This window comes from Pseudomonas sp. ML2-2023-3, assembly GCF_037055275.1.
Taxonomy (GTDB): domain Bacteria; phylum Pseudomonadota; class Gammaproteobacteria; order Pseudomonadales; family Pseudomonadaceae; genus Aquipseudomonas.
Genome location: NZ_CP146343.1, coordinates 3,301,279 through 3,319,401, shown reverse-complemented (window position 1 = coordinate 3,319,401; position 18,123 = coordinate 3,301,279). Strand labels below are relative to the sequence as shown.

At 56.9% G+C, this 18,123-nt stretch carries 18 protein-coding genes, 2 pseudogenes and 1 riboswitch; of the genes and pseudogenes, 11 read left to right on the top strand and 9 right to left on the bottom strand.

Going from position 1 to position 18,123, the window contains the following annotated elements:
* The first annotated feature begins 308 nt into the window (after positions 1-308).
* Entirely contained in the window at positions 309-941 is a 633-nt protein-coding gene (locus V6P94_RS15195) for a TetR/AcrR family transcriptional regulator (protein WP_338647426.1), read from the top strand.
* Positions 942-968: 27 nt separating this feature from the next.
* On the opposite strand, the gene V6P94_RS15190 is transcribed toward V6P94_RS15195, so the two are convergent.
* The gene (locus tag V6P94_RS15190) at positions 969-1,550 is read right to left on the bottom strand and encodes a TetR/AcrR family transcriptional regulator (protein WP_338647423.1); all 582 of its coding nucleotides are present in this window, start codon (positions 1,548-1,550) and stop codon (positions 969-971) included.
* A gap of 201 nt (positions 1,551-1,751) precedes the next feature.
* On the opposite strand from V6P94_RS15190, the gene V6P94_RS15185 reads away from it, so the two are divergent.
* Positions 1,752-2,627: a LysR family transcriptional regulator gene (locus V6P94_RS15185; protein ID WP_326426774.1), complete on the top strand. Its 876-nt coding sequence runs from the start codon at positions 1,752-1,754 to the stop codon at positions 2,625-2,627.
* A gap of 45 nt (positions 2,628-2,672) precedes the next feature.
* Here V6P94_RS15185 and V6P94_RS15180 read toward each other — a convergent pair whose 3' ends face one another.
* From V6P94_RS15180 to V6P94_RS15160, 5 genes and pseudogenes are all read right to left on the bottom strand, one after another.
* Positions 2,673-3,542 carry an oxaloacetate decarboxylase gene (locus tag V6P94_RS15180; protein ID WP_133079179.1) on the bottom strand — a complete coding sequence of 290 codons (870 nt, stop codon included), beginning with the start codon at positions 3,540-3,542 and terminating at the stop codon, positions 2,673-2,675.
* 373 nt (positions 3,543-3,915) lie between these two features.
* Positions 3,916-4,719 (bottom strand): annotated as a pseudogene (locus V6P94_RS15175) (cation:dicarboxylate symporter family transporter); the annotation flags it as partial.
* A 10-nt stretch (positions 4,720-4,729) separates the two neighbouring features.
* Positions 4,730-5,266: pseudogene (locus tag V6P94_RS15170) on the bottom strand (IS3 family transposase); the annotation flags it as partial.
* A gap of 189 nt (positions 5,267-5,455) precedes the next feature.
* Complete coding sequence (locus V6P94_RS15165) at positions 5,456-5,881, bottom strand: VOC family protein (RefSeq protein WP_338647420.1); 426 nt, start codon at positions 5,879-5,881, stop codon at positions 5,456-5,458.
* A gap of 281 nt (positions 5,882-6,162) precedes the next feature.
* Positions 6,163-6,549 (bottom strand): hypothetical protein, encoded by a 387-nt coding sequence (locus tag V6P94_RS15160; RefSeq protein WP_338647418.1) that lies wholly within the window; start codon positions 6,547-6,549, stop codon positions 6,163-6,165.
* 307 nt (positions 6,550-6,856) lie between these two features.
* On the opposite strand from V6P94_RS15160, the gene V6P94_RS15155 reads away from it, so the two are divergent.
* Entirely contained in the window at positions 6,857-7,366 is a 510-nt protein-coding gene (locus tag V6P94_RS15155; RefSeq protein ID WP_338647416.1) for a PaaI family thioesterase, read from the top strand.
* A gap of 56 nt (positions 7,367-7,422) precedes the next feature.
* Here V6P94_RS15155 and V6P94_RS15150 read toward each other — a convergent pair whose 3' ends face one another.
* Complete coding sequence (locus tag V6P94_RS15150; protein WP_338647414.1) at positions 7,423-7,758, bottom strand: RcnB family protein; 336 nt, start codon at positions 7,756-7,758, stop codon at positions 7,423-7,425.
* 270 nt (positions 7,759-8,028) lie between these two features.
* Here V6P94_RS15150 and V6P94_RS15145 point away from each other — a divergent pair, with 270 nt between their 5' ends.
* The 8 genes from V6P94_RS15145 to V6P94_RS15110 all read left to right on the top strand — a co-directional run bounded on the left by V6P94_RS15145 (position 8,029) and on the right by V6P94_RS15110 (position 16,359).
* The gene (locus V6P94_RS15145) at positions 8,029-8,802 is read left to right on the top strand and encodes an SDR family NAD(P)-dependent oxidoreductase (RefSeq protein ID WP_338647412.1); all 774 of its coding nucleotides are present in this window, start codon (positions 8,029-8,031) and stop codon (positions 8,800-8,802) included.
* 35 nt (positions 8,803-8,837) lie between these two features.
* The gene (locus tag V6P94_RS15140; RefSeq protein ID WP_338647409.1) at positions 8,838-10,136 is read left to right on the top strand and encodes an MFS transporter; all 1,299 of its coding nucleotides are present in this window, start codon (positions 8,838-8,840) and stop codon (positions 10,134-10,136) included.
* Between the two features lie 104 nt (positions 10,137-10,240).
* Positions 10,241-11,404, top strand: a complete 1,164-nt coding sequence (locus V6P94_RS15135) for a heparan-alpha-glucosaminide N-acetyltransferase domain-containing protein (protein WP_338647407.1) — start codon at positions 10,241-10,243, stop codon at positions 11,402-11,404.
* A 33-nt stretch (positions 11,405-11,437) separates the two neighbouring features.
* A riboswitch (cobalamin riboswitch) is annotated at positions 11,438-11,638 on the top strand.
* A gap of 118 nt (positions 11,639-11,756) precedes the next feature.
* The gene (locus V6P94_RS15130; protein WP_338647405.1) at positions 11,757-12,770 is read left to right on the top strand and encodes an ABC transporter substrate-binding protein; all 1,014 of its coding nucleotides are present in this window, start codon (positions 11,757-11,759) and stop codon (positions 12,768-12,770) included.
* A gap of 8 nt (positions 12,771-12,778) precedes the next feature.
* A complete protein-coding gene (locus tag V6P94_RS15125; protein WP_338649448.1) occupies positions 12,779-13,783 on the top strand; it encodes an iron chelate uptake ABC transporter family permease subunit in 1,005 nt (334 codons plus the stop codon).
* On the top strand, positions 13,780-14,556 hold the full coding sequence (locus V6P94_RS15120; RefSeq protein WP_405046682.1) for an ABC transporter ATP-binding protein: 777 nt from the start codon (positions 13,780-13,782) through the stop codon (positions 14,554-14,556). Before V6P94_RS15125 ends, V6P94_RS15120 begins: the two co-directional genes overlap by 4 nt.
* Before the next feature lie 22 nt (positions 14,557-14,578).
* Positions 14,579-15,019: a pseudoazurin gene (locus tag V6P94_RS15115; RefSeq protein WP_133079191.1), complete on the top strand. Its 441-nt coding sequence runs from the start codon at positions 14,579-14,581 to the stop codon at positions 15,017-15,019.
* Positions 15,016-16,359: an OprD family porin gene (locus tag V6P94_RS15110; RefSeq protein ID WP_133079192.1), complete on the top strand. Its 1,344-nt coding sequence runs from the start codon at positions 15,016-15,018 to the stop codon at positions 16,357-16,359. The genes V6P94_RS15115 and V6P94_RS15110 overlap by 4 nt, the downstream gene beginning before the upstream one ends.
* A gap of 268 nt (positions 16,360-16,627) precedes the next feature.
* Here the strand turns inward: V6P94_RS15110 and V6P94_RS15105 are convergent, their stop codons facing one another.
* The gene (locus V6P94_RS15105) at positions 16,628-17,092 is read right to left on the bottom strand and encodes a copper chaperone PCu(A)C (RefSeq protein WP_338647402.1); all 465 of its coding nucleotides are present in this window, start codon (positions 17,090-17,092) and stop codon (positions 16,628-16,630) included.
* Positions 17,093-17,121: 29 nt separating this feature from the next.
* The gene (locus V6P94_RS15100) at positions 17,122-17,727 is read right to left on the bottom strand and encodes an SCO family protein (protein ID WP_019827121.1); all 606 of its coding nucleotides are present in this window, start codon (positions 17,725-17,727) and stop codon (positions 17,122-17,124) included.
* Positions 17,728-18,123 lie beyond the last annotated feature (396 nt).

Here is an 18,123-nt window from a genome sequence, read left to right as displayed (position 1 = left end):
TCTATTTAGGTAATAAAAAAAGTCGCTTTGCCCTGGTCAGGGATCTTTAAGCGCTGCGCGTCCCAGCTCGATACAGCGTTCGAGCCGGGTGAATGGTGCAGGTATCCTAAGGCATGAATAGACCGGTCGTCTAGGAGTTATCCAAGATCAGGATGACTCTCGATCAACGGTCTGTCGTATCTGGCCTGCCTCAAACTGCCGCCAGCTGGCACCGTACAACGGGCTCGGGGCATTTTGTGTATCATCGGCCCCTAAACATCGTCTCCAGACGCGATTTTCTGGCGACAGGCATTAAGGTAGTCCGCCCCATGACCAACGCCATCTCATCCTCCGCTCCGCGCACCAAGGGGCGCCCTCGCACGTTCGACCGCGACCAGGCGCTGCTTCGGGCCCTGACGGTGTTCTGGAGGCGCGGGTATGAACCTGCATCGGTGGCAGAGCTGTGTACCGCGATGGGTATCAACCCACCCAGCCTGTACGCGGCGTTTGGGAATAAGGCCAAGTTGTTTCTGGAAGCCGTCGACTACTACGAAGCGACCTTCTGGGATGCCACCTGGGAGAAAATGGGCAGTGAGCCGGACCTGGTGCGCGGCATCAGCGACTTTTTCCAGGCATCAGCCGCCATCCTGACAGAACCCATGGCTCCGTGTGGCTGCATGGTGGTTCTCGCGGCGGTCAACGTTTCAGAGGATGCCGCAGAGGTTTCGGCGGCACTCAAAGCCCTGCGCCAGGAAGGTCGGGACTACCTGCAGCAACGACTGGATCGCGGGGTTGAGGACGGTCAACTCAAGCCGCAGACCAATACCCGCATTCTCGCCAGTGCGTTGAATACATTGCTCGAAGGCATGTCGTTGCAGGCCCATGATGGAGCCAGTCGTGAAGACCTTGAGGGCATCGGCGCCACCGCCGTGGCGATGCTCGCCCCTTCCCTTGCCCAATGATGATTCTGGCTTTGCGCTGACTGCTTTTCAGGCCAACAGCCGACGGCTCATTTCAAACGCCACATCAAACGGTGCGTGGGTTCTGTTGACCTTGACCAGCAAAGAGGCACCCAGCCACATCTGATAAAGCGCTTCTGCCAGTACAGAGGCTTCAGTGGGCGCGGTGATGGAACCATCGGATTTGCCTTGCTCAACGCAGCGAGTCATCCGCTCGATGATCCGCGCAGTGCCTTTTTCAAGGACGGCACGCATGTTTTCGGAGAGATCACACACTTCTGCCCCCAGCTTGACCACCAGGCATTTTTGGTCGGTGTGATCAAAAGCCTGGGTCTGGGCCCAATACCGCAGGTAATTCAGCAGTCGCTCTGCCCCGCTGCCCTCGTTGGCCATCTGCACATCAACCCGCGAGAGGTACTCTTCAAAGTACTCTTCGAGCAGTGCCTGGCCAAATTCATCCTTGGAGCGGAAGTAGTGATAAAACGAGCCTTTAGGCACGCCGGCGGCGCCAAGCAACTCGGTCAGGCCAACCGCCGTGTAACCCTTGTGGGTCATAAGCGATCGGGCGACATCAATGATGTGCTGGCGCATGTCTTGGACTGGTTTCTTCATAGTGCGGCGCATGCTATCAAAAAAGCATCGCGGGTCGCATGCTTTTAAACGGTGCGCACACGCCCCTCCAGCCAGCGATGGGCAACGTGCTCATAGACGACGTATCCGCCCTGAAACCGGTGAGTTGGCTTCACCGTCACCGGCGACAACCAACAACAGAAATGAATATATTTACCGCATAAACATAACTATTATTTGACCATGATTAAAGAATTGAAAACCCTCATCGCCGTGGCGAGAGAAGGCACCTTTGCGGCTGCGGGCAGCAAGATAGGGCTGACCCAGGCAGCTGTCAGTGCGCAAATGCAACGTCTTGAGGCGGAACTCGGCGTCGAGCTGTTTGACCGACAAGGCCGCTCGGCCCAACTCAACCGGATGGGGCATCAAGTACTGTTGCAGGGACAGGAGCTGGTGCGCCAGTTCAAGAATCTGGGCACAACAACTGTTGGGCTGCCTGCAAGCATTCTGGTGACGATTGGAGCCATTGCCTCTGTGCAACGCTCGTTTTTACCGGAAGCGCTGGCGCAGTTTCACCAACAATTCCTGGAGTGCAGGACTCGAGTGATTCCGGGCCTTTCAATGGAGCTGGTCAATCAGGTGGATGCTGGCGAGATCGACATGGCTGTGATCATCCGCCCGCCTTTCTCACTTCAAAGTGACTTGCGATGGACAACGCTGGCGCGCGAACCCTATCGGCTCATCGTGCCGGCCGACATGCCCGGGGATGACTGGTCTGAACTGGTCTCGACCCAGCCATTCATACGCTACGACCGATCGTCTTTCGGCGGTCGGCAGGTTGACCGATTCTTGCGCCAAACCCATGTGGTTTTGCGAGAAGTATGCGAACTCGATGAGCTGGATGCGATCATCAAGCTGGTTGCCAATGGGGTGGGCGTTGCGCTGGTTCCAGAAACGGCAACCCATCAAGGATGGCCGGCAGAGGTTCGGGCCATAGACCTGAAGCAACGGACATTTCATCGTGATATCGGGCTCGTGCATCGCGCGCGCCGCAGCCTCACCGAGCCTGTGAAGTCACTTGTCCAGCTGATTACCGAGCAGGTTCTGAAAAAAACATGATGCCTGCCACGGTAATCAGTCGCTGAACATGATCACTTTATTTAACTACTCGTCTACGTTCATGAACTCTTTGGCCCACACCTGATAACGCTCTGGTCGCGTGTAGGTGTGGGTCAACTCTGTAGCACTCAGATCAGAGGTGCTGCAGGTGACATTGCGCTGTTCGCGCAAACAGTCGTAAGTGGCTTTGATCGAAGCAAAATAAGCCGCATGCCCGGCTACCACGATCCGCACGCCCAGCGCAGCCAAACGCTGGCTGTCGGACAGTTCGGGGTTTCCGTAGGTCACCAGCATCAGCGGAAGCTCGACGCCTTCGGCAATCTGCTCAAGGTGAGCAAAATCCTTCACGCCAACCAGGCAAATACCATCTGCACCGGCCTCGGTGTAAGCCTTGATACGGGATTTCACATGCTCGACGGATAACGTCCCGGCGTTGGTTCGGGCAATGATCACCAGTTCAGGATCTACGCGAGACTCAATGGCAGCCTTGATCTTGCCACTGCCCTCTTCAATCGAGATCAGATCGGTCGATTTGCGGCCGAACTGCGCAGGCAGGAGGGTATCTTCGATGGTCAATGCAGCCACGCCGGAACGCTCCAGCTCCGCCACGGTACGCATCACGTTGAGTGCGTTGCCGTAACCATGATCGGCATCGGCAATGATCGGCAACTGTGCCACACGCCCGATCCGGGTCGCCTGCTCGGTAAATTCACTCAATGTGATCAGGGCAAAATCTGGGGCTGCCAATACTTGCAGCGAAGCAACCGAACCGCCCAGGATACCGGCTTCAAAACCCAGGTCGGCGGCAATTCTGGCAGACATGGGATCGAACACGGAGGCGGTGTGAAAGCAGGATGTAGAAGCGAGTAACTTGCGAAATTCGACCCGCAGTTGCTGATGGGAAAGTCTGGACACGTTGGCACCTCGGACGAATGTTATCTACACGGGTAAGACTGGGTGGAAGTAATACACGCAATCGATTGCGAATTGAGCAGTTTGGCCCACCCGTACGGCCTGTCCTCCTGAGTGACCTGCAGGAATCAAATGACGCGCTGGGCGTCGTTTGCGTTTTCCTGTCAGGCGGGCTCCTGCCCTCGTACAGGGGACTGATTTTACGCGGTCGATCCATTATTTAAAGCTGATTATTTTTCGTCGGCTCACAACCCTTGTCCGTCAACTTTATACGTTCGCCTCTGCGCGCATACAGCTCAGCTCCCAGCCCTGTGCTCAATCGACATAAAAAGAGCCTTCGACGCTCTCAACGTGGAAGGCTCTTATACATCTCAGATCAGGTGCTTTGCCCAACGCTCGCGCTAGCCTGACGTACGAGTGGAGCCCTCTCCCACTTGGCGATCACCAGGGGAGCAATGGCATTCCCGAGAACATTCAAGGTCGTAGTTCCGCTGTCGATGATCCTGAAAATACCGGCGATCAATGCGACCCCTTCCAATGGCAGTCCGGCCGATGCCAGGGTGGCCGAGAGAATAATGATCGCGAACCCAGGTACTCCTGCTGCGCCCTTTGACGTCAAGACCATCGTCACCACCAACAGAATTTGCTGGGTCAGCGACAGTTCAATGCCATAAAGCTGAGCGATAAAGATCGTCGCCACTCCCAGGAAAATGGACGCGCCATCCAAATTGAAGGCGTAACCGACCGGTACCACGAAGCTGACAATTCGCCGTGGAACGCCATAGGCTTCGAGCTTGCTGATCAACTGTGGCATCACGGCTGCCGAGGCAGCACTGGAAAAAGCCAGGATCAGCTCATCCCTGAAGTACTTGATCAGCTTGAACACGTTTTCGCCGATCAGATAACAAATACCTCCAAGGAACACCAGGGCAAAGGTAATCAGTGCGAGGTACACGACACCAATCAACTTGAGCAATGGCAACAGTGAAGCAAAGCCAAAGGTCGCGACTGTCGCCCCGATCATTCCGAACACGCCAATCGGCGCATACGCCATGACAAACGAGACGACCTTGAACATTGCATCAGACAAACCCTGAATAACCGCAATGACCGGCGCACTCCTGGTTTTGGGTAATGCGTTCAACGCCATCCCGAGCAGTACGGCAAAAAACTGAATCGCCCCGGGTTCTTTAGACACTCTCCAAGCTCGCTGCGTAACGCTTTTCAAACTCTACCGGGGACAGCTGATTGTTGAAACCATGACGACGTTTTGCGTTGTAAAACATCTCGATGTAATCGAATACATCACCACGAGCATCTTCCCGTGTGATGTAGATTTTTCGCTTGATCCGTTCTCGCTTCAAAAGCTGGAAAAAACTTTCTGCGACAGCATTATCGTGGCAGTTACCTCGACGACTCATGCTGGCAACCAAATTGTTCGCCTTCAAGAAACTACGCCAATCGGAGCTGCTGTACTGGCTGCCTTGGTCGCTGTGAACCATCACCTCTTGTTTTGGTTTACGCCTCCAAACGGCCATCAATAATGCATCAATGGCCAAATCGCTTGTCATCTGCGGTTTCATTGACCAGCCAACTACTTGGCGAGAAAACAAGTCCAGTACCACTGCCAAATACAGCCAGCCTTCGTACGTGCGGATGTAGGTGATGTCAGTGACCCAAACCGTGTTGGGTTCCACCACATCAAACTGACGCTTCAATAAGTTGGGTGGGTATTGAAGTACCAACCCACGAGCACGCCGAGCAACAGCCCAGCAATAATTTGCCAAACTAATGGGATACGTTTCATGTCTAGCCTTTTATTTGTATGAAAGGACTGCATCAGGCAGTAGCTAGATTCATGAGCTTCATGCTCACTTGAGATTTCCTGGCGCAACGGTGTTGCGCCAGGTTTTTTATTATTTTGCGAAGAGCTGACTCATGTCCTTGAACGCTTTGAACTCGAGGGCATTACCACACGGATCAAACAGGAACATGGTGGCTTGCTCACCGACCTGCCCCTTGAATCGGATGTAGGGTTCAATCACAAACTCGGTACCGAAGGATTTCAGTCGCTCGGCCAGGGCTTCCCACTGTGCCCACTCAAGAATGATGCCGAAGTGCGGCACCGGTACGTTGTGGCCGTCTACCGGGTTGCTGTGCACGCTTTCCTGAGAGGCGGTCTTGGGGTGCTCATGGATCACCAACTGGTGACCGTAGAAGTCAAAGTCAACCCATTGGGTGCTGGATCGCCCCTCGGAGAGCCCGAACACTTCACCGTAAAAGGTGCGTGTAGCGGCCAAGTCATAAACAGGGATTGCGAGGTGGAAAGGAGAAAGACTCATCAAGACTCCGGCTGCAGTTTTTATTGGCTTATGAAGTCGAACAGCACGCGAGCTGCTCAACGGCTTTTTCAAGGTGGATTTATGCTAAAGCCGTATCACCCTTAAAAAAATCAATATAAATTTTTCATAAGCACAAATAATTTTGATGCTTTAGACCCCCTTAATGATCAATGTCTTTCGTTCATCCAGGCCTCTGCTACGCGCGCGCAAAGGCCACCCGGCACCGTGACCTGCCATTGCGGCGGTGTGCATGAGCTCGTTTTTTTGGGGGGGTAGGCAACTTATACAGGCAGCAGCCCAAGGTGCCCGCCAAGCTCTACGTAACTGGACTCGCCACCGCCAGTGGCGCCCGACAGCCAGCCCCATACAAAATCCAGAGTCGTATGCCCTGACGAATCAACACCTACCGTGCCGCGGGACCAGCCAGAAAGAAGCTCACCTTCGGTGGTCAGGCACTGGAAAAGCAGCTCAATGCTGTCGGGACCTGTCACGCGCCCGACTTGATTGCCGGTACGGATCCGACCGCCCTGATAAGTGCCTGAAATGCCATGCTCATCGACCAGGTAATGAAATACCGTGCCTGCACCCGAAAGCCCGTGGGTATTGCCGGCTACGCAAAACCGTCGATTGTGCAAGCGCTCGCTGATTTGAGAAAAGGGGGTTTGCATCCAGATCGCATCCTGTCATCGAGGGAGTCCATTGTTGCTTTCGATGATCCTAACCCAGGGCCGCAACCAAGGCCTAGACCCTCTGAGTGCTGAAACAGTCCTGCCGCTCCCGGCGTCAACAGGCCTCTGTCCAGCCGTCCCGAAAGCGCCCTGATGCAAGCCGTGTTGTGGCCAAGGAGTGGAGCTCACCCGCTCAACGGTTGGCGATCTACATTTCAGGAAAACGAACATCGCTTGCATGAAACGCGAGGAAAAATGTCTATCTTTACGTTAACGTAAAGGGCACACCATTCAGGATGATCACGGTATGAGTCAGCTAACTCCCTCCTTGCAGGATACCGCCGCGCCAGATGGCGTGTGCTACGGCTGCGGCAGCAGTAATTCCCAGGGTTTGCATATCAAGAGCTACTGGCATGAGGACGGCGTGCATGTCATCGCCGAACACTTGCCTGACCCCAAGTACTGCGGCTGGCCCGAGCTGGTGTACGGCGGCATGATCGCAATGCTGGTTGATTGTCACTCCAACTGGACGGCAATGGCTTATCACTACCGCCAGGAGAACCGCGATGTGGTCAGCAAGCCGCGCATCAACTGCGTGACGGGTAACCTGGGAATCAAGTTCATCAAACCCACCCCCATGGGCGTGCCACTGACCCTGCGGGCCAGGGTTGAAGGTGATGTGGGGCGCAAGACGCGGATTCTGTGTGAAGTCTATGCAGGCGATGTGCTGACGGCGGTCGGCGATTCCATTTTTGTGCGCGTCGATACCGGGCTACTGGCTACTGCCGCCCACGGACGCGAAGCGGGTGAAGGATGACACGTGATGCCGCCTCTGCCTGAGGCGGCTTTGAACCCGGTTGCACGCTGTGGGGGTTACTTGCCGAGCACCTTTGCGTTCTTGGTGCGGATCTCCTTGATGACCGCATTCACGCGATTGACCAACACATAGTGCCCGCTTATCTGTACCCACTGCTCATGCTCATCAGGCTGTGGAAGCCCTTTGGCTTTCCAGTCCTTGATCGCGACTTCTTCCCGTGTGTATTGGTCCGGAGCCTTGTCGCCGTTGCCATAGCAACTGCTCAGGTCCATGGACTCGGCGAGTATCTGTCCGGGCTTGCAGTCCGCAGGTTTGTCATCGTCAGCCTGGACTGCGTAAGGCAGTGCACACAAAAAACCAGCCAATAGTGATGCAGAAATCAAGCTGCGCATATTCACCTCATCGTTGTTACCAGCCATCGCCGGTATGGCAATACAGACTTCATGGACACGCCGCGCAGTGATTACGTTCCTGCTCACTGATCGACGGCAACGTTGATGGATGCCAGTCGGTGGAAGCCCGTAGGTGGATTGAGCAGTCTCAACGCTGATCAAAATAATTGATTACGAGATCATCAATGACGATTGGACTCCTCCTCTGGCGTGAGGTGAAGTAACCACAGGGCCGGTAACAATAATAAGCGGCCGTTTGTGGAGAACAGCATGTCATTCAATATCAGCAGCTTCCAGCTTGAAGGTCGTCGTGCCTTGATCACAGGATCAGGCAAAGGAATCGGCCTGGAGCTGGCACGTGGCCTTGGCGCTGCCGGGGCAATTGTGGTGATCAACGATCGTAATATCGAAAAAGCCCGCGCAATTTCCAGCCAACTGCGCGATGAGGGCCTGAAGGCAGAATTCGCAGCGTTTGACGTCACCAACCGCGAGCAATTGTTTGCCGCGATCAATGCTTTCGAGACCGACACCGGCGCCATCGACATTCTCGTCAACAACGCCGGCATTCAGCGCCGTGCCCCGCTGGAGGACTTTGCCGAAAGCGACTGGAACGACCTGATGCGGGTCAATCTGGACGGTGTGTTCCATGTGTCCCAGGCGGTTGCCCGGCACATGATTGCTCGCGGGCGCGGCAAGATCATCAATATCTGCTCGGTGCAAAGCGAACTCGCGCGCCCGACCATCGCGCCCTATGCGGCCTCAAAAGGCGCAGTAAAGATGCTCACCAAAGGCATGTGCGCAGAATGGGCACGTCATGGCATTCAGGCCAATGGCCTGGCACCGGGCTACTTCGCCACCGAGATGAATCGCGCCCTGGTCGACAACCAGGAGTTTTCCGAGTGGCTGTGCAAACGCACCCCGGCGGGCCGCTGGGGGCGGGTTGAAGAGCTGTGCGGAGCGGCCGTGTTTCTCGCCTCCCCGGCGTCGGATTTCATCAACGGTCAGACACTGTTTGTGGATGGAGGCTTGACCAGCGTTGTTTGACCCGCACCCGCAAAAAACAATAACAAGGAACACCCATGAGCATTCTTAAAGAACCTGCACTGCCCTTGACCGATAGAGCCAGTGCCCAGGTAACGACCAAAGGCTTTGCGTCCAAACGCTGGCTGTATCTGATCCCGCTGATTTTCATTACCTACAGCCTCGCGTATCTGGACCGGGCCAACTATGGCTTTGCCAGTGCGGCGGGGATCGAGCAAGACCTGGGTATCACCAAGGGCATGTCCTCGCTGATAGGTGCCCTGTTTTTCCTGGGGTACTTTTTCTTCCAGGTGCCGGGCGCCATCTACGCGCAGAAATACAGTGTGCGCAAACTGGTGTTCTGGAGCCTGATTTTGTGGGGCTTTTGCGCCATGGCCACGGGCCTGGTGACCAATATCCCCATGCTGATGTTTATTCGCGTTTCCCTGGGGATTGTTGAGGCGGCAGTCATGCCGGCGATGCTGATTTTCATCAGCAACTGGTTTACCCGCAAGGAGCGTTCGCGGGCCAATACTTTTCTGGTACTGGGCAACCCGGTCACGGTGTTGTGGATGTCGGTGGTATCCGGGTATTTGATCCAGGCCTGGGGCTGGCGCGAAATGTTTGTGATTGAAGGCGCGCCTGCAGTGCTGTGGGCATTCGTCTGGTGGCGCATGGCGCGGGACAAGCCCGAGCAGGTCGACTGGCTCACTGCCCAGGAAAAAACCCAACTGGCCGCGACCCTCGCGGACGAACAGAAAGGCATGAAGCAAGTCCGTAATTACCGGCAGGCGTTCACCAGCCCTGTGGTGATCCAGCTGTGCTGTGTTCACGCGCTGTGGAGCATTGGCGTATACGGTTTCATCATGTGGCTGCCAAGCATCATCAAACAGGCCGCGGCTGCGGATATCGTCACCGTCGGCTGGCTGAGCGCAGTGCCCTATGTCGCTGCCGTTGCCGCGATGCTGGCGGTGTCCTGGGCCTCAGACAAAACCCAGCAACGAAAACGTTTCATCTGGCCACTGCTGGCACTGGGTGCACTGGCCTTCTTCTGTTCGTACCTGATCGGTTCTTCGCACTTCTGGGTGTCGTTTGCACTGCTGACAATTGCCGGTGCCGCGCTGTACGCCCCCTACGGGCCCTTTTTCGCGCTGATTCCGGAGGTCATTCCGGCAAACGTGTTCGGCGGCGCCATCGGCCTGATCAATGCGTGTGGAGCATTGGGTGCCTTTGTCGGCTCGTGGATCGTTGGCTACCTGATCGGCCTCACCGGAAATCCCGGAGCGGCTTATATCTTTATGACCGCAGGCGTTTTGTCCTCGGCGCTGTTGATGGCATGGGTAAAAATTCGGCGTTAACAAACGCCCAATTCTTGCGAATCTTTCTCATGGGGATGACAGCGCAAACGGAAATGTTATAAGGTATCAATACCTTGTATGCACTCCTTGCCTGTGATCCCTCAATGACTACCGCAACCCTCGCTCCACCTCCCAACAAGCGCCTGCTGTCCATCGACGCCCTGCGTGGCCTGGTTATCCTCCTGATGCTGCTGGACCATGTGCGAGAGACGTTCTTTCTGCACCGCCAGGTGTCCGATCCCATGAACGTCGACATCACCGACCCTGCCCTGTTTTTTAGCCGGACCCTTGCCCACCTGTGTGCCCCGGTATTTGTCTTGCTGACCGGTCTGTCGGCGTTTTTGTACGGCGAAAAGTATCAGGGCAAGCGCGATGTCTCGGCGTTTCTGTTCAAGCGCGGGCTGTTTCTGGTGGTGCTGGAGTTCACTCTGGTCAATTTCGCCTGGACCTTCCAGTTCCCGCCCTCGGTCATCTATATGCAGGTGATCTGGGCCATTGGCGTGAGCATGATTGCCCTTGCGGCGCTGGTCTGGCTGCCCCGTCCACTGTTGCTGGTACTGGGCCTGGTCATTGTCGCCGGGCATAACCTGCTCGATACCCTGCATTTCCCCGTGGATTCGATGATGCATATCCCTTGGGCGATTTTGCATGATCGTGGCTGGATCGAGTTCTCGGACAACTTGCGCCTGCGCACGTCTTACCCTGTGCTGCCCTGGATCGGTGTGATCGCGCTGGGTTACTGCATGGGTCCCTGGTTTGCCCGCTCTGCCCCGGCTGACGTACGTCAGCGCTATCTGTTGCTTGCAGGTACGGTGGCGCTGCTGGTTTTTGTCGTACTGCGTTTACTGAATGGCTATGGAGAAGCGCCGTGGGTGAGTCATGACGACTTCACGCAGAGCCTGATGAGCTTTTTCAACATCACCAAATACCCGCCTTCGCTGCTGTTTCTCGCCTTGACCCTGGGGGCTGGCCTGTTGCTGCTACTGGGGTTTGAGCGGGCCGGGCAACGCAAGTGGATCGCCACCCTGGCCGTTTTCGGCGCTGCACCGATGTTCTTCTACCTGTTGCACCTGTACGTGCTCAAAGTGCTGTATGTGGCGAGTGTCGCCCTGTTTGGCCAGAACCAGGGCAGCTACTTCGGTTTTGACAGTATCGCTGCGGTATGGCTGACGGCAGTACTGCTGGCCACATCGCTGTATTGGCCGGTGCGCTGGTTTGCTGCCTTGAAAGCCCGTCGCAGAGATATTGCCTGGCTCAAGTATTTCTGAATCTGACACCCACTCCCTCTTGCAAACAAGATCGACTATCATCCCGCCGCCGGTCCCCCCCACGGGGGGGGTTAAAAGGGAATCCGAAGTGCCTCTGTCGCACCAAACGGAACTGCCCCCGCAACTGTAGATGACGAGCCTGCTCCGTGTTTGCCACTGGGATACCTCCCGGGAAGGCTGGAGCCAGGCGATGACCCATCAGTCAGGAGACCTGCCGGCAAAGTCAAAAAACCAACCGGCGGGGTGTCCGGGGAAGGCATCCTTGCTCTCGTGCTGTTGCGCCAACAGTGCTCGGTGATGTGTTCCCGGCTGTACACCTGCGTTTTGTGTACGATCAAATGGAGATTGCATCATGCTGTTGCACCGCGCTGTTACCCTTCTTGCCACCCTTGCCTTGCCAGCACTGGCCCATGCGGCCCCTACCCAATACCCCCTGACAATCGAAAACTGCGGCAGCTCGCTGACCTTTCAGCACGCACCCCTGCGTGCCGTGACCATCGGCCAGGCCGGTACCGAGATGTTCTATGCATTGGGCCTGGGCGACAAACTGGCGGGCACCTCGCTGTGGTTCAACGATGTACCCGCCCGGTACAAGGCGCAGAACGACAAGGTCGAGCGGCTTGCCGACAACGACCCAAGCTTTGAGTCGGTGATTGGAAAACGCCCGGAACTGGTGGCGGTGCAACTGGAATGGATGGTGGGCCCGCAGGGCGTGGTGGGGACTCGCGAACAGTTTCATGAGCTGAAAATACCCACTTACCTGATGCCTTCGGACTGTGAGGGCAAGGACAATCTTGTAGGTGCAGACGGCACTCGCCTGCAGGCATTCAGCATTGACAGCGTCTACAGGAGCATCACCCAGTTGGCTGAAGTATTCGATGTGCAGCAGCGCGGCGAACAGCTCAACGCCGAACTCAAGGCCGGCCTTGAAAAATCCACCGAATCGCTCAAGGGCAAGGACCTGAGCCACACCAGCGCGCTGTTCTGGTTCTCCAGTGCCGACCTGGACATCGACCCCTACGTTGCAGGTCGCAAGGGCATCCCCGACTTTATGCTCAATACCCTGGGCATACGTAATGTTGTGGAATCCGATGAAGAATGGCCAACCGTCGGCTGGGAAACCCTGGCCAAGGCCAACCCGACGTTCCTGATCATCGCACGCATGGATCGACGTCGTTTCCCGGCCGATGACGTTGAGAAAAAACTCGAATTCCTGCGCACCGACCCTGTGACCCGCAACATGGATGCCGTCAAAAACAACCGCATCATCATCCTTGATGCCCATGCCATGCAGGCCAGCCTGCGCATGTTCGACGGGCTCGAAACACTCGCGACAGCCATCAATGCCTACGACCTGCCCAAATGAGTGCAAGGCTGATGCTCACACTGCTGGCCTTCGTGGCCTTGCTGTTGGCAGTGCTTGGCGGGGTTGCCATCGGCGAAACGCCGATCGCCCCGGGCGTGGTGCTCCAGGTGCTGGCCAACAAGCTGTGGGGCGCCGGGTATGTACTTGATCCGATCGACGAAGGCATTGTCTGGAACTATCGCCTGACCCGTGCCTTGGTGGCTGCAGCCTGTGGTGCCGGGCTGGCGACGTGCGGGGTGGTGTTGCAGTCTTTGCTGCGCAATCCCTTGGCCGACCCCTACTTGCTTGGCATTTCTGCCGGTGCTTCGACCGGTGCCGTGCTGGTGGCGGTACTGGGCCTGGGTGCGGGCGCCATCTCCCTGTCTGCAGGAGCCTTTGCCGGAGCCATCACCGCTTTTGCCCTGGTCATTGTGCTGGCCCGCGTCAGCGGACCAGCCAGTACCAGTGCCCAGATCATTCTGGCGGGGATAGCCGGCTCGCAGTTGTTCAACGCGATCACCGCGTTCTTGATCACCAAATCGGCCAGTTCTGAACAGGCCCGCGGGATCATGTTCTGGCTGTTGGGCAACCTCAGTGGCGTGCGCTGGTCCTCGGTATGGCTGGCAGTGCCAGTGGCAGTGCTCGGGCTGGCGGTGTGCATGTGGCACAGACGGGCACTGGATGCGTTCACGTTTGGTGCGGACTCTGCGGCGTCACTGGGAATTCCTGTGCGCCGGGTGCAACTGTTGCTGATCAGCTGTGCAGCCCTGGTGACTGCTGTGATGGTGTCCATTGTCGGCTCCATCGGCTTTGTCGGGCTGGTCATCCCCCATGCCGTGCGCTTGCTGTCAGGCACCGGCCATGGGCGCCTGGTCCCCCTGAGCGCACTGGGCGGCGCATTGTTTCTGATCGCCGCCGACATTCTTTCCCGCACCCTGATCAAGGGCCAGGTGATCCCTGTAGGCGTCGTTACCGCGCTGATCGGTGCGCCGGTTTTTGCGCTGATTTTGATCAGCAGGAGAAATGCCCGATGAATGAGGCAATTCCAGTATTGAGTTGCAGCGACCTGAGTTACTGCGTCGGTACTGCTCAACTGCTGCAAGGCATCAACCTGAGTGCGCTCCCAGGCGAGACCCTGGGCATTATCGGGCCTAATGGCTCGGGCAAATCCACGCTGCTCAAGCTGCTGGCCAATCTGCGTGTGCCCAGCCGTGGCGAAGCCTTTATCCACGGACAGCCGCTCAGAAAAATGAGCCAACGCACCATTGCGCAACAACTGGCGGTGGTTGAACAGCATGCCGATACCCATGACGGGATTGGTGTGTTCGATGCTGTCGCCCTTGGCCGCACCCCCTGGCTGTCAGCATTGTGCCCGTGGTCTGGCAACGACACGGCCATCGTCGAGCAGGCCTTGATCGATGTGGATGCAACACACCTGCGCAGCCGAACCTGGCGCAGCCTCTCAGGGGGTGAGCGCCAGCGTGTACACATCGCCAGGGCCCTGGCCCAGCGCCCGCAGATCCTGTTGCTGGACGAGCCCACCAATCACCTTGATATCCAGCACCAGCTGGCCATTTTGAAAATGGTCAAGGCCTTGCCCGTGACGACCCTGATCGCATTGCACGATCTCAACCAGGCGCTGAGCTGTGATCGCCTGGCGATTCTTGAGCGAGGCCGTTTAATTGCGCTGGGCAGCCCCCTTGAAGTCCTGACCCCACAACGCCTTGAGGCCACCTTCGGGGTCCAGGCGCACTATTTGACTGACCCTTTTGACGGCGCACAGATTTTACGAATGCGCCCCTTTTAAACCTTTTTATGGAGAGCAACTCATGCGTATTTCTTCCATTACCCTGCTATTGACCACTGCCCTGCTCTGTACATCGGTACTGGCCCAGACCCACGAAGTGAAAATGCTTACCCGCAGCGCCACGGCCGGCATGGTCTATGAACCGGATTACTTGCAGATCGCCCCCGGTGACACGGTCAAGTTCATCCCCACACAAAGCAGCCACAATGCCGCCACCCTGCCCGGTCTGCTGCCTGAAGGGGCACAACCGTTCAAAGGCAAGCTCAATCAGGAAATCGAGCAGACCTTCACCGTGCCGGGGCTCTATGGCATTCAGTGCATCCCGCACCTGGCCATGGGCATGGTGATGCTGATCCAGGTAGGCGAACCGTCAGCTCAGCCCCCGCAACTGCCCGCTACGCTACCCAAACGTGCACTCGACCGCCTGAACGCCTCCCTGCAAAAACAGCAGGTGGCAAAATGAGTGCCGTGCGATCGCGCTCCGCGATCCTGATCGCTCTCGCCAGCCCGTTGGCGTTTGCCGAGTCGGCACAGGAACAGGCCAACGGTTTTATCGAAGACAGCACCTGGAGCGTGCTCAACCGTACGGTCTACGACAGCCGCGAATATCGTCATGGCGCCAGCAACAGCGGCGCACGCAATGCCTATAAACCGCGCTCGGAGCGCAATGGCTATGCCGAAGAGTGGGCATACGGCTTGATGGGCACCCTGCAGTCAGGCTTCACCCAAGGCCTGATCGGCGTTGGAGTGGATGCCCACGCCTACATGGGGCTCAAGCTGGACAGCGGCGGCGGACGCGCAGGCAAGGCCCGCCTGCTCGGGCTGGATAACGACGGCTACCCCAAGGACAACTACGGCCGAGGCGGCGCAGCGATAAAACTGCGCATGTCCAATACCGTGCTCTCCTATGGTGAACAGCGGGTCAAGACGCCGGTTTTCAGCTCATCCGACAGTCGCCTGCTACCGGAAACCGCCACGGGGGTGTTCCTCACCAGCAACGAAATCAATGACCTGAAAATGGTCGGCGGGCATTTCACCGAAAGCACTGACCGCAACGCCAGCAGCCACGATCAGGGCTTTGTGGTGAATTACTCGAACGGGCCCAAAGGCAATGCCTTCGACCTCGCAGGTGTTGTCTACACCCCAAGCAAAAACCTCAGTGCCAGTCTCTACAGCTCCCGCTATGAGGACACCTGGAACCAGCATTACCTGGGGGCCGTCTTCAGCCACGCCATTGATGAAAACCGTTCCCTGTCGCTGAACCTGAACCTGTATCGCACCACCGATGAAGGTAAGGCGCTATCAGGCAACATCGACAACACCACCTGGAGTTTGCTCAGCACCTATGCCCAGGGCCCCCACAGTTTCAGCCTGGGATATCAGAAAGTTCATGGTGACACGCCGTTCGATTACGTGACGCGGGGCGCCATTTTCCTTACCAATGCGGTGCAATTGTCTGACTTCAACGCGCCCAATGAGCAGTCGTGGCAAGCACGGTACGACCTGGCAATGACCCCTTGGGGCATGCCCGGACTGGTATTCAGCGCCGCTTACGTGCGTGGCAGCCAGATCGACGGCAGCCATGTCGACCCTCGGGGCGGGTATGCGTATTTGGGCTATGGCAAAGGCGGGAAACACTGGGAGCGGGATCTGGAAGCGCGTTACGTGATTCAGAGCGGAACGGCCAAGGGCACTATCATGTCATTGCGACACAACGTTCATCGCGGCAACAAGGCACAGGCTGAACTGGACACCGATCAGATACGTCTTGCGGTTGAGTACCCGCTGACGGGGCGTTTCTGATCGGTTTGACGCACATTTAAACCCGTCGCCCCTGTAGCCGCTGCCTCGTTTCTTCGGCAGCGGCTAAAAGTTTCGCCGTCAACAACGCGCCGTAGCAGTTGACGAGTAGAACGAGGCTACGTTCGATCGCGAAGCGGTCGCAAAGCCAGTACACGCGGGATGCCTGATAAACCGTACAACCCGACTTTACGACGGCTTCGTCAGGGTGCCGCATCACGCCGGACGCAGCCTCGTTCCTTCGGCAGCGACTACAAGGACTCTGCCCGGTTTAGTGCATCGAACCATGATCGTGATGCATCGGCATGCTGTTCAATGCCCGTGCCTGGGCCTTGACCTCAATCGACTCTTTGACCCCTTTGCTGTCTTCGACAATCAGGGTCAACGGTACCTGGTCACCGACTTTAATCTGACCGACCAGGTCGATCAGCATCACGTGATAACCCTCAGGCACGATGGCAACGCTCTTGCCCGCTGGCAATGCCACCGATGCAACAGGCTGCATGCTCATCACGTCGTTTTCCATCTTCGACTCGTGAATTTGCACGGTCTTGGCAACGGGTGACTGGACTTCAACCAGCTTGCTGTCGCTACTGGCCGTGATGTGCATAAAAGCGCCGGTCGAAGGTTGCCCCGCAACGGTGGCCCGGACCCAGGCATCATCAACAACAGTTTGCGCGTTAACCTGCAGGCTCATGCCCAGCAGCGACAGCAACAGGTAGTTCACAGGCTTCATAGGGTTGACTCTTTCAAAGGAGGCGTTGATTAACAGACGGACATCACGGTCAGCAAGTCTTCAGTGCATTGCTTGGCCGAGAGTGACGGCGACAAGCCAAGGCGCAACACACCACGGGAATCGAAGACGAAACTGGTAGCCGTATGGGACATGGTGTACGAATCACCCGTAGGGATTTTTTCGTAGAACACTTTGAATTCTTTAGCCGTGGCAGCCGTTTCTTCCAGGGTGCCGGACAATGCAATAAAGCTCGGATCGAAGGCTTTCACATAGGCATCCAGCATGGCTGGCTTGTCCCGTTCAGGATCGAGGGTAATAAAGACCACCTGCAGCCGATCACCGTCAGGCCCCATCATCTTCTTGGCCTGTGCCGCACGGGCCAACGCAGTCGGGCATACCGCCGGGCACTGGGTAAAGCCGAAGAAAATCATCGGCATCATCCCGCGAAAACTGCCGAGCATCATCTCGGTACCCTCAGCATCCCTGAGCTTGAACTTGCGCCCCAGGATTTCATTGCTCAGGTCTTTTCCGTACTTGTATGACAAACCGCTGCCACTGTCGCAACCTGCGATCAAGCCCAGGCTGAGCAAGCCAAGACCGGTGACTACGCGGCGGCGAGTCAGTAATTCATTCATGTAAGGTTCCTTTAAGCGGCCCTTTAAACGATAAAGGCCTCAACCCTGCGTGCGACGAGGCAGGTGTGTACGCTGCCCGATGCCAGGTCTGACCAGGCTCAGTGCGTACGATTGCTGTGGGATAGACGTGTTGCATGGGCGCAGAATTTAACACTCTCACTGACCTGTCGCACGACACAGACGCCCCTCTATGGTGCGCTCCGCCTCCCGCAGCCAGTAAAACCGGGCGATGCAGCAAGGCCTGCGACAAATCGACTCAGGACAGCTTTAGGTCAATTACGGGCAGTCGTCGTCACGTCTGTCCGGCAACTGGGGCCTGCATGCCAAGTGGCGACATGCGTTTTTTTCACATCCACTTCACCTCTCGCCCACCTGCTCCTGTTTAACGTGCCGGCC

Coding starts and splice junctions, on each gene's coding strand:
- V6P94_RS15130 (WP_338647405.1), top strand. CDS start 11,757: ATGCTGTTGCACCGCGCTGTTACCCTTCTTGCCACCCTTGCCTTGCCA.
- V6P94_RS15120 (WP_405046682.1), top strand. CDS start 13,780: ATGAATGAGGCAATTCCAGTATTGAGTTGCAGCGACCTGAGTTACTGC.
- V6P94_RS15110 (WP_133079192.1), top strand. CDS start 15,016: ATGAGTGCCGTGCGATCGCGCTCCGCGATCCTGATCGCTCTCGCCAGC.
- V6P94_RS15155 (WP_338647416.1), top strand. CDS start 6,857: ATGAGTCAGCTAACTCCCTCCTTGCAGGATACCGCCGCGCCAGATGGC.
- V6P94_RS15135 (WP_338647407.1), top strand. CDS start 10,241: ATGACTACCGCAACCCTCGCTCCACCTCCCAACAAGCGCCTGCTGTCC.
- V6P94_RS15140 (WP_338647409.1), top strand. CDS start 8,838: ATGAGCATTCTTAAAGAACCTGCACTGCCCTTGACCGATAGAGCCAGT.
- V6P94_RS15100 (WP_019827121.1), bottom strand. CDS start 17,727: ATGAATGAATTACTGACTCGCCGCCGCGTAGTCACCGGTCTTGGCTTG.
- V6P94_RS15105 (WP_338647402.1), bottom strand. CDS start 17,092: ATGAAGCCTGTGAACTACCTGTTGCTGTCGCTGCTGGGCATGAGCCTG.
- V6P94_RS15165 (WP_338647420.1), bottom strand. CDS start 5,881: ATGAGTCTTTCTCCTTTCCACCTCGCAATCCCTGTTTATGACTTGGCC.
- V6P94_RS15190 (WP_338647423.1), bottom strand. CDS start 1,550: ATGAAGAAACCAGTCCAAGACATGCGCCAGCACATCATTGATGTCGCC.
- V6P94_RS15115 (WP_133079191.1), top strand. CDS start 14,579: ATGCGTATTTCTTCCATTACCCTGCTATTGACCACTGCCCTGCTCTGT.
- V6P94_RS15150 (WP_338647414.1), bottom strand. CDS start 7,758: ATGCGCAGCTTGATTTCTGCATCACTATTGGCTGGTTTTTTGTGTGCA.
- V6P94_RS15185 (WP_326426774.1), top strand. CDS start 1,752: ATGATTAAAGAATTGAAAACCCTCATCGCCGTGGCGAGAGAAGGCACC.
- V6P94_RS15145 (WP_338647412.1), top strand. CDS start 8,029: ATGTCATTCAATATCAGCAGCTTCCAGCTTGAAGGTCGTCGTGCCTTG.
- V6P94_RS15160 (WP_338647418.1), bottom strand. CDS start 6,549: ATGCAAACCCCCTTTTCTCAAATCAGCGAGCGCTTGCACAATCGACGG.
- V6P94_RS15195 (WP_338647426.1), top strand. CDS start 309: ATGACCAACGCCATCTCATCCTCCGCTCCGCGCACCAAGGGGCGCCCT.